The sequence below is a fragment of the Paraburkholderia ferrariae NBRC 106233 genome, assembly GCF_000685035.1.
GTDB lineage: Bacteria > Pseudomonadota > Gammaproteobacteria > Burkholderiales > Burkholderiaceae > Paraburkholderia > Paraburkholderia ferrariae.
This window is the reverse complement of the sequence record NZ_BAYB01000065.1, coordinates 1-17,418: the sequence shown is the minus strand read 5'-3', so window position 1 is coordinate 17,418 and position 17,418 is coordinate 1. Positions and strand designations below refer to the sequence as shown.

Genomic DNA, 17,418 nt, shown 5'->3' with positions numbered 1-17,418 from the left:
AACCCGAACGGCAAGGTCGACCGCAAGGCACTGCCCGCCCCGGAATACGCAGCACGCGACTACGAAGCCCCGCAGGGCGAAGCAGAAGCCGCTCTCGCGCAGATCTGGTCTGAAGTACTAAGCATTGATCCAATAAGCCGCACCGACAACTTCTTCGAACTCGGCGGCGATTCGATCCTGCTCATGAAAGTCGCGGCGCGCATACGTTCCGCGACGCACTTCGACGTACCGTTGCCAATGTTGTTCGCACACCCAACGCTCGCGGCCCTCGCAACCTGCATCACGACGGACGCGAAGCCCACAACACACGCGGATCCCGCGCCGCCACTCACCCCCATCGCGCGCGAAGCCGCCTTGCCGCTTTCCCCAGCGCAGCGCCGTGTCTGGATCGCGTCGCAGCTCGCGGGGCCAGGCTCGTCGGCGTACAACGTTTCGGCATCGGTACGGCTCGAAGGCGACGTATCCGAGGCGCGTGTGGCGCAGGCGCTTGCGCTGCTCGTCGATCGCCACGAGGTGCTGCGCACGTCATACCCGGATCGCGGCGGCCTGCCCTACGCGCGCGTCGCCGGCCCGGTACACGCCGACCTCGTGATCCGCGATCTCACTGCCGTTCCCGTCGAAAAGCATCCCTGGGTACTGCGGCAGATCGCACTCGAACGGATCGACCGCCCGTTCGACCTCGCGGGCGACGCACTGCTGCGCGCAACGCTCGTCAGGATCAACGCGCGGCACGCGCTGCTGATGCTGTCGATTCATCACATCGTCTGCGACGGCTGGTCGATGGGCGTGCTCGTGCGCGACTTCTGTGCGTTCTATGCGGCAGGTGAGCGAGCGGCGTTGCCCATGCTGCCGGTGCAGTACGTCGATTACGCCGCATGGCACGCGCGCGTGCTTGAGGGCGCGCGCGGCGAAGCGCTCAAGGCGTTCTGGCGCGACCAGCTTGCCGGCGCGTGCGGCGTGCTCGATCTGCCGACCGACTTCCCGCGCCCGCCCACGATCTCCGATACCGGCGATTCGCTGCGCGGCACCCTCGATGCACGGCTCGTGCAACAGGTCACACGCTTCGCGCGCGAGCAGCGTGTGACGCCGTTCGTCGTGCTGCTCTGCGCGTTTCAGGTTCTGCTGCATCGGCTCACGGGCAGCCACGACGTTCTGATCGGAACAGATGTCGCCGGCCGCACGCGCATCGAACTGGAGCCGCTGATCGGATTCTTCGTGAACGTGCTGCCGCTGCGTCTCGCCTTGGACGACACGCGCAATCGCGTTCCGGTCAGCGAGCTTGTCGCGCGCACGCATGCGAGCGCCGTCGCGGCACTCCAACATCAGGATCTGCCGTTCGACCAGATCGCCGCGTGTGCGCCGGTCAGGCGCGACGCGGCGCGCAATCCGCTGGTGCAGGCGCTGTTCGTCTTGCAGAACACGCCCTCGGCGCCAATCGAGCTCCCCGGCGTGGTGGCCGAGTTGATCGACCTGCCGGCCAGCCACTCGAAATTCGACATGGGGCTGTTCATCAACGAAGGTGCTGGCGACTGGCAGGTCGAATGGGTGTTCGCGACCGCGTTGTTCCGGCACGCGACGATTCAGCGCTGGCTCGACGAATGGCTTCGTTTAGTGGAGGACATCGTGACTCAAACCGGAATTTCTGTCATGGGCGACGCGCCCGCCACCGAAGCGACGAAACCGGCAACGAAACCGGCAACGAAGCCGGCAACGCAGGCCGGCACGGCGGACAAGTTCGCCAGGCTCAAGAAGATCGCATCGCGCGGGCCGCGGCAGGGCGCCGACGCGCGGCAGGCGGACAGTCCTGCGAGAGTGTCGCTGCTGCAGCCAGGCAGGGTCATGCCTGTGGTGCTCGAACCGCACAGCGCCGACGTCGATCCGCTCGCATGGGCAGCGCAGCACCGCGCGTTTATCGAGGCGACGCTTGCGCGTCACGCCGCGATCCTCTTCAGGAATTTTCGCCTGCCTACGCCCCAGGCGTTCGAGGCGTTCGCCGAGGCGATGTGTCCGGGCCTCTACGGCAGTTACGGCGATTTGCCGAAGAAGGAGGGCGGCAAGAAGACGTATCGCTCGACGCCGTACCCCGAGCGCGAAATGATTCTCTATCACAACGAAAGCGCCCATCTCGAACAATGGCCGCGCAAGCAGTGGTTCTTCTGCGAACTGCCTTCGCGCGTGGGGGGAGCCACGCCAATCGTCGATTGCAGGGAGATGTTGCGCGAATTGCCGGCCGATATCGTCGAGCGGTTCGCATCGGCTGGCCTGACGTACATTCGCACGTTCACCGACCGTCTCGATGTTTCGTGGCGCGACTTCTTCGGCACCGACGAGCGCGCCGAGGTCGAACACCGGCTGCGTTCGGCCGGCACCGCATTCAACTGGCTCGACAACGACGGCCTGCAGACGCGCACCGCCTGCCCCGGCGTGATTACGCACCCGGTGACAGGCGAGCGCTGCTTCTTCAATCAGGTGCAACTGCATCACCCGTATTTCCTGAAGCCGGAGATTCGCCGCGATCTGCTCGACATGGTTGGCGTGGATTACCTGCCGCGCAACGTCTGCTATGGCGACGGCACGCCGATCGACGACACGACGATGGCGCGCATCGGCGAAGCCTACGAGCGCTGCGCCGTGCGCTTCGAGTGGCGCAAGGGCGACGTGGTGATGCTCGACAACATGCTCGCCGCGCACGCGCGCGACCCGTATGAGGAGCCGCGAAAGATCGTCGTTGCCATGGGTGAGATGGTGCCGCGCGCGAGCGTGGGGGATGCGCATGCACGGCTGCTTGAAGATGCGGCAACCACGAAGCAGGAATAAGGCAAAGAGCCGGGCGTAGAACAAGCTCGTATCAGCAGGAAACGGAAATTCGAATGAACATGAGCGAAGCAATACATCAGGCCGGCAACGATGGCTGTGCACTTTCCCCCGAGCAGCAGGTCGTGCTGGCCGATTCGTCGCTGTGCAGCGATCCGGCGGTTTTCTCGGCAACGCTGAAGGGGCCGTGGCGCGGCGAAGACTTGCGGCGTGCCTGCGAGCAGGTATTTTTGCGGCACGACATCCTGCGGACGGTGTTTCGGCAGACACCCGGCTATACGTTGCCGAGGCAATACCCGCTTGAGGGCGCACTGCCGCAGTTGGAGGTGTTTGATGCGCGGCACGCCAAACCCGAGGACTTCGCGCGTTTGCAACAGGCCGCCGCGCAACTCGAAGAAGGTCGTCTCGCGCGCTGCGTATTGCTGGTGCGGCTGGTGCGGCCGGTGCGCGACGACGATCAGGCGGACAACGGCGCGCGATTCGTGCTGAGCGCTTCGCGGCTCGTTGCCGACGAGACGGGGCTTGCGTCGCTGTATCGCGATGTGATTGAGGCATACGTCCGTTTGGACCGCGACGATTCGGCAGACGAATTTGAAGAGGATAACGAAACGGTTCAATACGCGCAGTTTGTCGAATGGCGCGAGGAACTGGCGATAGGCGAGGAGGCGAGAGACGGCGCGGCGTACTGGACGCGCTATCTGGAACGTGTGGCGGCCGAACAAGCGGAAATCCCCGCTTTGCCTTACCGGAAGCTGATTGCGCGAGACAGGGCATCGCCGGCGCAGCAGTCGCGGCCGGATACTGGGCACGAAGCGCACGGAAACGCAGAGGCCCGCTCGATCCGCAGCAATATCGACTGCACGCTCGACAGCGCTGCCCACGCGTGTGGCGTGACGCCCGCGGTACTCGCACACGCCGCGTGGTGGCTTTTGCTCGCGCGCATCGCCGGAGAGGAGCACGTGCTCGGCGCGTGGCAGCACGACAGCCGCGACGGCGCGCCGATGCTAGAAGGCAGTATCGGCGCGTTCGTGCGCACCTACCCGGTCGCGCTGGCCTGCCCGGCCGAGCGCCCGTTCATCGATCTCGCGCAGGAATTCGCCGCGCTGCTCGAAGCCCATACGCGCTGGCAGGAGCACTGGCCGGCGAATCCGGCAACGCTCGATCGCCCGCTGCGCGCGTTCGATCGGGTGGGCTTCGCGTTGAGCGGCATTGTGCCGGACTGGACAGGCATGCGCGGCGCCGAACAACTTGGGGCGCAGGCCGATCGAATCCATGCGCTGCTGCCGGGCTATGAGCTTGCGTTGCAGATCGATGTGGATGCAACGGGCGTCCCGCGTGCCGCGACGCTCGCCTTCCGCAGCGATTGCTACGGCGAAGTGGATGTAGAGGCGCTGCTGGGTCAATACATCACGTTGCTCGCGAGCATCGCTTCGAATCCGGCATCCACAGTCGGTGCGCTGGCTATCGACAACGCCGAACAGCAATCGCGCCTGCTCGCCTGGAAGGGCGACACGCGAGACTGGGCTACCCAGACGCTGCCCGCGGCAATCGCCGCGTGGGCCGCGAAAACACCCGATGCGCCGGCGCTCGCCGCGCAGGATCTGTCCATCAGCTACGCGGAACTGGAAGCGCGCGTCGCGCATGCGGCGGCGATGCTCAATGCAAGAGGCGTTAGTCGCGGCAGAGTGGTCGGGCTCTTGATGCCGCGCTCGGCGGCGCTCGTTGTCGCGCTGCTCGCAACGATGCGCGCCGGGGCCGCCTATCTGCCGCTCGATCCTGCGTGGCCCGCTGCGCGGCGCGAGGAGATCGTCGCGCAGGCGGGGGTGCGCCTCGTATTGTGCGAGCGCGGCGCGCAGGTTTCGCCGGATCATGTCGAATTCGATGCCTTGCTTGAAGCTTCATGCGCGAGTGCCGATGCCGCCGCCGGCGCGAACCCCGGTCCCGACGATAACGCCTACGTGCTCTACACCTCGGGATCGACTGGCAAGCCGAAGGGTGTTGCCATCGGCCACCGGCAATTGTTCAACTATGTGGCCGGCAGCAGCGAGGCGCTTGGCCTCCACCCGTGCCGGCGTTTCGCGCTGACCTCGACCGTCGCTGCCGATCTGGGCAACACCACGCTCTTCGGTGCGCTTTACAACGGCGCTTGCCTCGTCATCGCGCAGGCGGACGACATCAAGGACGCGCAGTCGTTTGCGGCCTTCGTGCAGCACAACCGCATCGATTGCCTGAAGATCACGCCCTCGCATCTGGGTGCGCTGCTCGACACCGGTACGCCGCGTGTGCCCGATGTCGTGGTGCTCGGCGGCGAACCCGTGCCCACCCGCCTCGCGGCGAGGCTGCACGAACTCAACCCCGCAGCGCGGCTCTTCAATCACTATGGCCCGACCGAAACGACGGTCGGCGTCCTTGTCCACGCGTATCGCGGCCACGACGATCGGGCGGCAAACGCGCCGAACCTGCCGCTTACCGCGGCGCTGCCGAACTGCCATGTGTACGTGCTCGACCGCGCGATGCGGCTCGCCCCGGTCGGCGCGACCGGTGAGTTGTATATCGGCGGCGCGCAGGTCAGCAGCGGCTATATCGGGCAGGGCGGGCAGGAGGGGCAAGACGTGTTCGTCGATAACCCTTTCAACCCCGGCGAGCGGCTGTACCGAAGCGGCGACAGGGCGCGCTATCTGGCCGGCGGCGGCATCCAGCTTGTCGGGCGCGCCGATGCGCAGGTCAAGATTCGCGGCTTTCGCATCGAGCCTGCCGAAATCGAAGCCGAACTTCTGCGCCTGCCCGGCGTGCGCGAAGCCGCGGTGCGTGCCTGGGGCGACGAAGCGGGGCGCCAGCTTGCAGCCTATGCGGTGTGCGCCGATCCGGACGCCCAGGGCGCCGAGGCGACCGCGCGCGCATTACGCGAGCGGCTCGCGCAGCGCCTGCCCGACGCGATGGTGCCCGCGCATTTCATCGTTCTCCCCGACTTGCCTCGGCTCGCAAACGGCAAGATCGACCGGCGCTCGCTGCCGGACCCGCATGAGCGCCGTGCAGCCGCCCAGTCGCAGGCCGCGCGCACGGCCCTGGAGGCGTTATTACTGAGAACTATTTATGATTTGCTTGCCAGACCCCTCGCCGATATCGACGCGAACTTCTTCGACGCGGGGGCCGACTCGCTCGTCGCCATCCGGCTCGCTTCGCGCATTCGCGAGCAGTTGCGCGTCGAGGTGCTGCCTGGCGTCGTGTTCGCGCATCCCACCGCAAGACAACTGGCGCAAGCGCTGAGCGCCGCCTCCCCCAGCGGCGGCGAAATCGAGCGCGTTGCCCGGTTGCGGCTGCGCTTCGACGCCATGACGCCGGAAGAACGCGAGCGCCTTCTGCACGCCGCACGGGAAGCGAAGCACGCCCAGGCCGAACCCGGGAAATCGGGCTGACCGGAGCGGTTCGTCAGGGGTTTGCCACAGTGCTCACCGCCGGAGTTGCCAAGCTGACCAAGAACACATACCATTCCACTTCTTAAATAAGAATCATTATCATGTTGTGAAATTTTTCAGGCGGACGATTGGCCAATCGGCCAGATCCATTTCAAACAGGGTGAAATCAACGCGGGTCGGGGTATGAAAAGCACGAATATCGGGAAGGGGAGCGGGGTGGCGGCAAATCGGGTTCAGGCGCGGGATTGCGCCGTGCGGTGCCTGCTGACGGCGGGCGCGCTCGCCGCAGGCATGGCGTTTTCGCTGGCCGCACAGGCGCAGCAGTCGAGCGGCACATCGGGAACGTCGGCCGCCTCGGCTGCGGCGCCGGGGGCGGCTTCCGCGCCGGGTGCAGACGCTTCGTCAACGCTCCTCAAGCCGGTGACGGTCACGGGAGATCGCGACCAGGCGGCAGACGCCGTGAATCCGCCGACCACGGTCGGCTCGAAAACGCCGCTCACGCAGCGGGAAATTCCGCAGTCGGTGACCGTGATCCCGCAGGAGCAGATCCAGCAGCAGAACATGCAGACGCTGAACGACGCGATGCGTGCCGCACCGGGCATTACGGTGGCTCAGGACGACTCCGAGCGCACGACCTTCTACTCGCGCGGCTTCCCGATCAGTTCGTGGCTGCTCGACGGCATCCCGACCACGCAGAGCCTGACGTCGATTGCACCGAATCTGGGAATGTTCGACCGCGTCGAAGTGTTGCGCGGCCCGGACGGCTTCCTGAACGGCTTCGGCAGCGAGGGCGGCGCGGTCAATCTGGTCCGCAAGCAGGCGCCCGATGCCTTCAGCGCAAACGCCGAATTGTTTGGCGGGACTTACAGCAACGCCGGCGGGATGCTGGACGTGGGCGGCCCGATCAACAGCGCCGGCACGCTCAAAGGCCGCGTGGTGGGCTCGTGGCAGAACCAGGCACTGACGCAGGATTCGACGTCCCGGCATGACAAACTGCTGTACGGCACGCTGGAGGCCGACTTCACGCGCGACACGAAGCTGCGCGTCGGCGCAAGCTTCAGCGAGATGGATCAGAAGGCGGTATGGACCGGCGTGCCCTCGCTGTCGAACTACACGTTCCTGAATCTGCCGCGCTCGACCTACATTGGCGCACCCTGGAACGACAACACGTATTTCAACACCACGGCCTTCGCCGAACTGGACCAGAAGCTGGCCCACGGCTGGAACGCCAGACTTGCGTTCAACTATCTCGGCAGCCGCAGCTCGATCCTGAACGGTAGCGTCAACGGGCCGATCAACGTCGATTCCGGCGACGGCTATCTGGCCGACAACAAGTGGCACCAGACCGACGACCAGGAGTCGATCGACGCAGTGCTTAGCGGTCCTGTGAATCTGTTCGGCCGGACTCATCAACTCACGCTCGGCGCGAACTGGCAGCACGAAAACCTGAGAACGATCAACTACTACTGCAGCGCGGATAATCCGTTCTGTTCGTCCACGGGGCCGCTCTTCTCGAGTTTCCCGCAGCCGGCATTCAATGGTCCGGTGTCCGACGAAACGACGATGACGAACCAGTACGGCATCTACGGCAATGCGCGTATCAGCCTGGCCGATCCGCTCACGCTGGTGCTGGGCGCGCGCGCGAGCTGGTGGAATTCGAGCCTGACGCCCAACCCCGATGCCAACTACTGGGGCGATCCGAACCGGCACAGCGAGGTGTCGGGCCGCGTCACGCCTTATGCCGGCCTCATCTACGACATCAACAACAACTACTCGGTGTACGCGAGCTACACGAGCATTTTCCGGCCCCAGACGGCCTACGACGTCAACGGCAATCTGCTCAAGCCGCTCGAAGGCGAGCAGTACGAAATCGGCGTGAAAGGCGAGTATTTCGGCGGCAAGCTGAACACGTCGCTGGCGCTCTATCAGTTGACGGAGACGAATCGCGCGATGAACGATCCGCGCTTCCCGGGCGAGGGCTTCTCGATTGCGGCGGGCAAGGCGCGGGCCAAGGGCGTCGAGACGACGGTCACTGGCCAGTTGACCGAGAACTGGGTTGTGTTCGGCGGCTATACGTACACGCAGACCGAGTATCTCGACAGCAGCACCAATCTGAACGGCATCGCATTCCAGAGCATTGCGCCGAAGCATCTCTTCAAGCTTTGGACCAACTATCAGCTGCCGGGCAAACTGCATCCGTTCAGCATTGGCGGCGGCACGTACGTTTCGACCGGCATTTCGGCCACCGACGGCACCGGCACGCTCAGGCAAGGCGGCTTTGCCACGGTCGATCTTCGGCTGGGCTACCAGATCACGAAGCAGTGGTCGGCCGCGATCAACGTAACGAACCTGTTCGACCGTCACTACTTCGACTCGATCGAATCGACCGGTAGCGCGTTCTACGGCACCCCGCGTCAGTTGATGGTCACGCTGCGCGCGAGCATGTGAAGTCAGGTCGCCCTGCGCGGCGCGTTTTCCTCTTGTTCCGCTTGTTCTGCCCGCATGCCGGTGGCGGAGTGGCCCGAGGAAGGCGCGCTCGCAGGGCTTCCGGTTTTTGAATAGGGAGTGGGCATGAACGAGGAAGAGCGCGAACTGCTGGAACTGTTGCTGGGCGATCAGGCGGCCGAGGCGCCCACTGGCCCGGCGGTGTCGCCCGGCGAGCCGGCTCCGCTCACGTTGTCCCAGCGCCGGCTGTGGTTCCTGCAGCGTCTCGACGCGTCGAGCACGGCATACAACATCGTGCATGCGTTCGGCCTGCGCGGGACGCTCGACGTCGAGCGCCTTCGCAGAACGTTCGGATTCCTGATCGAACGGCATGCGATCCTGCGCACCCGTATCGTCGAGTTGGACGGCATGCCCTGCCAGCAGATCGAAGAGAGCACGGGTTTCGATTTGCACATCGATGGCGGACAGCCTGCCACGAACCGCGACGAGTGGGCGCGCGATGTGCTCGCCGCGCAGGCGGCGATGCCGTTCGATGCCGCGGGGCCGTTCTTTCGCGTCTCGATTCATCCCTGGGCCGACAACGATCATCTGCTCGTGCTGTCGCTGCATCACCTCGTGTCGGACGCCTGGTCGAATGCCGTCTGGCTGCGCGAGCTTTCGGCGGCATGGCAGGCCGAAGGCGGCCACGGTGACGCGCTGGCCGCGCTGCCCAAGCTGCCGATCCAGTATGCAGACCACGCGCGCCGCGAGGCGCACTATTTGCAGAGTCCCGCTGCGCAGGCCGACCTCGACTACTGGCGCACCTATCTCGGCACTTCGCTGGCGCCGCTGAACCTGCCTGCCGACCGGCCGCACACGGACAACTCGTCGCGCCGGGCGGGCACCCATGCCTTTCTCTCCGAACCCGATATCGCCGCGCGCGTCAGCGCGCTTTGCGCGACACACGCGCTCACGCCATTCACCGTTTGCTTTGCCGCGTTTCAACTCGTGCTCGCGCGCTTTTGTCAGCAGCGGGAGTTCTTCATCGGGGTTCCCGAGGCCGGCAGGCATTCGACCGATCTGGAGCATTTGATCGGCTGCTTCGTCAACACGCATGTGTATCGCGCACGTCCCGATCCGGCGGAGGCCGTGCTCGACTGGCTCAAGCGAATCCAGCGCGAATCGCTCGATGCGATGGCTCATCCGGCATTGCCGCTCGAACGTTTGCTCGAAGTGCTGGCGGTCGAGCGTGGCAGCGCGAGGCATCCGCTCTTTCAGGTCACATTCGGGTTTCACGGCGAGCAGGCTCTGCCGTCGCTGGCGCTCGAAGGCCTGGCCGTCGAGCCGGTCGCGCAGGCCGCACCGCACGAGGCGAAGTTCGAATTGACGCTGCACGTCGGCTTTGCCGATACGGGAGTGAGCGGCGTATTCGAATACGATGCCGATCTGTTCGATGTGCAAACTATCGAGCGGCTTGCCGGCTACTACCGGACGGCGCTCCACGCGCTCGTCGCGCAACCGTCGCATCCGCTGCGCACCGTTGGCGAGATCGACGTGCTTGGCGCAAGCGAAGTATCGGCGTTGCTCGCGCGCGGGCAAGGCCCGGGTGAGGACAGCGAGCCGCCGCTGCCCGTGCATCGGCTGATCGAACGGTGGGCCGCTGCCGAGCCCGACGCACCCGCGCTCGTGCTCGGCACGAGGCAGATGAGCTACGGCGAACTGAACCGGCGGGCCAATTGCCTCGCGCATGCACTGATCGCGCGTGGCGTCGGCCCGGAGGTCACGGTCGGCCTTGCCGCCGGCCGTTCCATGGAGATGATCGTCGGCCTGCTTGCCGTGCTGAAAGCGGGCGGCGCCTATGTTCCTCTCGATCCCGAGTATCCGCCCGAACGCCTCGCCTACATGATCGAGGATAGCGGCATCCGCTTGCTGCTCGCGCCCGAATCGCTGCGCCCGAAGCTGCCCGATCCCAAGGGGCTCGCGTTCGTGGCGCTCGCCGGCCTCGACGAGGGCGACGACCGCAATCCCGATCGGCACGTGGAAGCGGGCAATCTCGCGTATGTCGTGTACACGTCCGGCTCGACGGGCCAGCCGAAGGGCGTGGCCGTTGCACACGGGCCGCTCGCGATGCATTGCCGTGCGATCAGCGTGTGCTACGACGTGCAGCCGGGCGATCGCGAACTCCAGTTTTTCTCGATGAGCTTCGACGCCGCGGCCGAGCAGTGGATGACGCCGCTCATCAACGGTGCGGCGATCGTGATCCGGGACGAGGGCGACTGGCCGCCGGACCGTTTCCTTGACGAAGTGCGCGAGCGCCGCGTGTCGATCCTGCACCTGCCGCCGGCCTACGTGGACCTACTGGCCGCCGAGGCCGGCGTGGGCAGCGTGGCGGTGAAGACCTGCATCGTCGGCGGCGAGGGCTGGCAAAAGGCCGGCTACGACGCGGTACGCCGGCAGTTGAAGCCGGCACGCATCGTCAACGCCTATGGGCCTGCCGAGACCGTGATTACGCCCACCGCATGGGTGGCCGATGCAGACCGCACATTCGACGGTGCATATGCACCGATTGGCGTGCCGGTCGGGGCGCGCTGCGCCTACGTGCTCGACGATCAGATGAATCTGGTTGCGGACGGCCAGCCCGGCGAGCTTTACATCGGCGGCTTCGGCATGGCGCGCGGCTATCTGGGGCGCCCGGGGCTCACCGCGGGCCGCTTCGTGCCGGACCCGTTCGACGACAACGGAGGGCGCCTCTACCGGACCGGCGACCTCGTGCGCTGGCGCGCGGACGGTTCGCTCGAATACCTCGGGCGGCTCGACCATCAGGTGAAGATTCGCGGCTTCCGGATCGAGTTGGGAGAGGTGGAGTCCGCGCTGCTGTCGAATCCGGCGATTCGCGAGGCCGTGGTCGTGCCGAAGCGGGGGCCGCTCGGTCCGCGGCTCGTGGCCTATGTCACGGCAACGGGTTCGCTGGACACGGATACGCTGCGGCACGAACTCGGCCGCCAGTTGCCCGCGTACATGGTGCCGGGCGCGATTGTCGAACTGGCGGCACTGCCGCTGAATCCCAACGGCAAGGTCGATCGCAACGCCTTGCCGGAGCCGGCCGATGCATCGCGCGATTACGAAGCGCCGCGCGGGCCCGTCGAGCAGGCGCTCGCCGAAGCCTGGCAAGCCGTGCTCGGGCTCGAAGCGATTGGCCGCGCCGACAACTTCTTCGAACTGGGCGGCGATTCCATCCTGAGCCTGCAGATCGTAGCGCGCGCTCGGCAGGCGGGCTGGAAGATCACGCCGCGGCAACTCTTCGATCACCAGACCATCGCGGGGCTCGGCGCCGTCGCGCAGCCTGTCGCAGACGCGCGCGCGGAAGCGCGCGCCGTGCCGGACCAGCCGGTGGCGCTGCTGCCTGTCCAGCACACGTTCTTCGCGCTCGATTTCGCGCGGCGCAGCCACTGGAATCAGGCGGTGCTGCTCGCTACGCGCGAGCCTGTCGATCATGACTGTCTCGCGCAAGCCTTGCGCGCCGTCATGCAACGGCACGGCGCGCTGCGGCTGCGTTTCGCGTGCGATGCCGAGGGCAACTGGTCGCAACGGCTCGCTGCGCCCGACGACGGGCAAGAAGGCGAACTGCCGTTCTGGGAACGCAAGGCGGCCACGCCCGAAGCCATCACCGCATGCTGCGACGAGGCACAACGCAGCCTGGACATCGAGCGCGGCCCACTGCTGCGCGCGGTGCTGATCGACGTGGCGGATGGCACGAGCCGTCTGCTGCTGGCCGCGCATCATCTCGCCGTGGACGGCGTGTCGTGGCGCGTCCTGCTCGCCGATTTGCAGCACGCTTACCAGCGGCTGTTGCGGCGCGAGGCGGCGGCGCTGCCCGCATCGACCACTGCTTACGAGGCATGGGCGCAACGCCTGCATGACTACGCGCAGACCGCTGAAGTGCTCGACGAGATTCCGTACTGGCAGACCCGTCTCGCGGTGTCGCCGCACCTGCCCGCGCCGCTGCACGATGGCGCGTCCGATGAGGCCGGGCGCCGCCGCGATGTCGCGAGCGTGCAGGTCCGGCTCGATCGCGTGCAGACCACGCGTCTTCTGCAAAGCGTGCCTAGGGCCTACCGGACGCAGATCGACGACGCGTTGCTGGCGGCCCTCGCGCACGCGCTATGCGACTGGACGCAGCGGGACGCGGTGCGCATCGACGTGGAGCGGCACGGCCGCGAAGACCTGTTCGACGATGTGGACCTGAGCAGCACGGTGGGTTGGTTCACCTGTGTTCATCCGTTTGCGCTCGAATCCACGGGCGACCTGCTGCACACGCTGCGCGTCACGAAGGAGGCGCTGCGCGCGGTGCCGCACAAGGGCATCGGCTATGGCCTGCTGCGGCATCTGGGCGAAGATCCGCGCGTTCGCGCGCTGGATGGCCATGCGCGCTCCGAGGTGAGCTTCAACTATCTGGGCCAGTTCGATCGCGGCGTCGATCCGGCCGCCGGCTGGACGCTGGCCGAAGAAGCGCCGGGCGCACTGCACGACGCCGACGCACCATTGCTGTATCCGTTGAGCGTCGGCGGCCAGGTGTACGACGGCGAACTGGCGATGACGTTCGAATACAGCGCTGCGCGTTATGGCGCGGACGCAATCGGCCGTCTTGCCCAGGCATTCCGGAGCGCGTTGTGCGGACTGATCGAACAGTGCGCCGGGCAATCGCCGCGCGCCACGCCGTCCGATTTCCCGCTGGCGGGACTCACGCTCGCGGAGCTGGACGCGTTGCCGCTCGATCACAGCCGCACCGAGGACCTCTATCCGCTGGCGCCGATGCAGGCGGGCCTGCTGTTTCATGCGTCCTACGATCCGCACGACACGGCGTACCGCAATCAGCTTGGCGTCGATCTCGAAGGGCTGGATGTTCCCCGGTTCCGCGAGGCGTGGCATAGCGCAGTCGCCCGGCACGCCATTTTGCGCACGGGCTTCATTCAGCGCGCGGCGGGGCCGTTGCAGTGGGTCTCGGCCGATGCGGTGCTGCCGTTCGTCGAACTGGACTGGCGCGGCATGGCCGACCTCGATGCCGCCTTGCAGGCCCTCGCGCGGCGCGAACGGGAAACGCCGTTCGATCTCGCGTGCCCGCCGTTGTTCCGCCTCGTGCTGGTGCGCACGGCGGAGCACACGCACCGTCTGATCTGGACGCACCATCATCTGCTGCTGGACGGCTGGAGCACCTCGCTCCTGCTCGGCGACGTGCTGCGCGCCTATGCCGGCCAGGGCGACCGGAGCGCCGGGGCCGGGCGTTATCGCGACTACATTGCATGGCTCGGCACGCGTGATCGCGCGGCGGGGCTCGACTACTGGAAAGAGCAGGTGCTGCGCATCGACGAGCCGACTCGGCTCGCCTCCGCGTTGGCCTCGCCCGCTTCGGCGCAGGCTGGCGCACGTGGCGAATATCGCGTCGAACTGGGCCATGCGGTATCGGATGCGCTTGCCGCCTGGGCGCGCCGCGAGCGCGTGACGGTGAACACGCTCGTGCAGGGTGCATGGGCCGTGCTGTTGCAGCGCTACACGAGGCAGCGGGCCGTGGTGTTCGGCGCGACGGTGTCGGGGCGTCCGCCGGAACTGCCGCATGCGGAGCGCATGCTGGGCCTCTTCATCAACACGCTGCCGGTCGTGCTCGAACCGCGCGCCGAAGCGACGCTGGGCGAATGGCTGCGCGCGGCGCAGGACCAGGCGCTGGCCATGCGCGAATACGAGCAGACGCCGCTCAGCGACATCCAGAAGCTGGCCGGAGCAGGGCGGCATGGGCTGTTCGACACGCTGGTCGTGTTCGAAAACTATCCCGTGGATGAGGCGTTGAACGAGGGGGCGGCGGTGGGGCTCGATGCAAGCCGCGTCGTGACGCGCGAGCAGACGCACTATCCGCTTGCTCTCTCGGTGGGCCAGGCGGCGGACGGGTTGACGCTGCGCTACGACTACGCGGCCGATTGCTTCGACGCAGCGCGGATCGAGACGATCGCACGGCAGTTCCAGCGGCTGCTCGAACGGATGCCCGAAGCGCAACGGCTGGCCGATCTCGATCTGAACGATGCACGCGATGTGTCGGCATTGCTCGCGGCCGGCGACAACTTGCAGACGCACGACGGGACCGACTGGGTGCACGTGCGCATTGCCGCTCAGGCGCAGGCGACACCGGATGCGATTGCGGTGACATGCGGCACGCAGGTTGTTACGTACTGCGAACTGGAAGAGCGGGCCAACCGGATTGCGCAGCGGCTCACCAAACTCGGCGTCGGTCCTGAGGTGCGGGTGGGCATTGCCGTCGAGCGTTCGGTCGAGATGGTGATCGGCCTGCTCGCGATCCTCAAGGCGGGCGGCGCCTATGTGCCGCTCGACCCGGACTATCCGCGCGAGCGGCTTGCCTACATGCTGCAGGACAGCGGCGTGGCGCTGCTGCTGACACAGTCGCGGGTGCGCGAACGGCTGCCGCTGCCCGAAGGCGTGACGGTGCTCGAACTGGACACGGTGAACGTGTCGGATGAGCCGGCCGTGGCACCCCGGCTGAGCGTGGAGGGCGAGAACCTCGCCTACGTGATTTACACGTCGGGTTCGACCGGCCGCCCGAAGGGAGTGATGGTCCGGCACAACGCGCTGCGCAATTTCCTGTACGGGATGCAGGCGCGTCCGGGGTTGAGCCGCGACGATGTGCTGGTTTCGGTCACATCGCTGTCGTTCGATATCGCGGCGCTGGAACTGTATCTGCCGTTGACGGTGGGCGCGCGCGTTGTCGTAGCGCCGCGCGAGGCGACCTACGACGGCGCCGCGCTGGGTCGTCTGCTCGACGAGAGCGGCGCGACGGTGATGCAGGCGACGCCGGCCACGTGGCGGATGCTGCTGGCGGCGAACTGGCCGGGCCGCAGGTTCAGGGGGCTGTGCGGCGGCGAAGCGCTGCCCCGCGAACTGGGCGATGCGTTGCGCGGCCTCGGCGTCGATTTGTGGAACATGTATGGGCCGACGGAGACGACGATATGGTCTTCGTGCCAGCACGTCGATGGCAGACCATGCCTCGGCGAGCCGGTCTCGGCGACGCGGCTGCGCGTGCTGGACGCTATGCTGAATCTGGCGCCTGTGGGCGTTGCGGGCGAACTGTACATCGGCGGGGCGGGTGTGGCACGCGGCTACCTGAACCGTGCGGCGCTGAGCGCGGAGCGCTTCGTACCGGACCCGTTCGATACGGCGGGCGGCCGCCTGTACCGCACGGGCGACCTCGTGCGCTGGAACGCGGCGGGCGAACTGGAGTACCTCGGTCGCATCGATCACCAGGTCAAGATCCGGGGCTTCCGGATCGAACTGGGCGAGGTCGAGGCGCAACTGCTCGCGCAGCCCGGGGTGCGCGAGGCAGTGGTCACGGCGCAGGCGGGCGCGGGCGGGGCGCGCCTGGTGGGCTATGTGAGCGCGCACGCTGGGCAGACGCCGGAGCCGCAGACGCTGCGCGCGTCGCTCGCGGCATCGCTGCCGGAGTACATGGTGCCGGGCGTGCTGGTGGTGCTCGAAGCGCTGCCGCTCACGCCGAACGGCAAGGTCGACCGCCATGCGCTGCCTGCGCCGGATGTTGAGGCGCGCGGCTACGAGGCACCGCAGGGCGAAGCGGAGGCGACGCTGGCACGGGTATGGTGCGAGGTGCTGGGCGTGGAGCGCGTGGGGCGCCACGACAACTTCTTCGAACTGGGCGGGGACTCGATCCTGAGCCTGAAGGTGGTGGCGCGCGCGCACGAAGCAGGGCTGCATATCGCGCCGCGCCAGGTGTTCGATGCGCAGACGGTGGCGGCGCTTGCTGTGGCGCTCGCGACCGCTTCCGTCACAGCGCAGGACGAGAGCGTACCGCCGCTGCGTGCGCTGCCGGCGGCTGAACGGCAGGCATTGCCGCTGTCGCATGCACAGCAGCGGCTGTGGTTCCTGTGGAACCTGCAGCGCGGGAGCAGTGCGTACCACATGGCGGGTGCGCTGCGCCTGCGCGGGGTACTCGATGCACGGGCGGTGCGGGCGAGCTTTGGCGCGCTGGTGATGCGTCACGAGAGCCTGCGTACGACGTTCGCGGCCGGGGCAGACGGCCAGGCCGTGCAGACGATCCACGACAACGGCCATTTCGACTGGCGCGAGATCGACGCCGACACCCAGCAGCGCATGGAAGATATCTGCGCCACGCTGTCCGGCGAACCATTCGACCTGACGCGCGGCCCGCTGCTGCGCGTGGGTCTGATCCGGATGCAGGCCGACGAGCACGTGCTGGTGGTGTCGATGCATCACATCGTCTCGGATGGCTGGTCGGTGGACGTGCTGCTGCGCGAGTTCGTCGCGGGCTACCGCGCGCGGGTGACGGGCGAAGTCCCCGACCTGCCGCCGCTGCCGCTCCAGTACGCGGACTACGCAGTGTGGCAGCGTAACTGGCTGGAAGCGGGCGAGCGCGAGCGCCAGCTGGCCTACTGGCAAGAAACGCTGGGCGACGAACAGCCGGTGCTGGTACTGCCGGCGGACCATCCGCGGCAGGCGGTGGCGAACTACCACGCGGCCACCCTGCAACTGGACCTGCCGGGGGCGCTGGGCGAGGCGGTGCACCGCACGGCGCGCGCGCACGGCACGACGCCGTTCGTGGTGCTGCTCGCGGCCTACGCGGTGCTGCTGCACCGCTACAGCGGACAGCCGGACATCCGCGTGGGGGTGCCGGTGGCGAACCGGGACCGGGTGGAGACGGCGGGGCTGGTGGGGCTGTTCGTGAACACGC

At 67.0% G+C, this 17,418-nt stretch carries 4 protein-coding genes; all 4 read left to right on the top strand.

Annotated elements, in window-relative coordinates:
• Positions 1-2,817, top strand: a 2,817-nt coding sequence (locus BFE01S_RS41590) for a condensation domain-containing protein (protein WP_174464482.1), incomplete at its 5' end; no start/stop codon positions are given.
• A gap of 59 nt (positions 2,818-2,876) precedes the next feature.
• Entirely contained in the window at positions 2,877-6,230 is a 3,354-nt protein-coding gene (locus BFE01S_RS41585) for a non-ribosomal peptide synthetase (protein ID WP_042339974.1), read from the top strand.
• 252 nt (positions 6,231-6,482) lie between these two features.
• Entirely contained in the window at positions 6,483-8,678 is a 2,196-nt protein-coding gene (locus tag BFE01S_RS36145; protein WP_169742705.1) for a TonB-dependent siderophore receptor, read from the top strand.
• 123 nt (positions 8,679-8,801) lie between these two features.
• Positions 8,802-17,418 (top strand): non-ribosomal peptide synthetase (locus BFE01S_RS41580; protein WP_042339971.1); only part of this gene is annotated, 8,617 nt, incomplete at its 3' end.

What these genes read in the sequence shown, in the direction of transcription:
- BFE01S_RS41585 (WP_042339974.1), top strand. Translation starts at nt 2,877, where the DNA reads ATGAGCGAAGCAATACATCAGGCCGGCAACGATGGCTGTGCACTTTCC.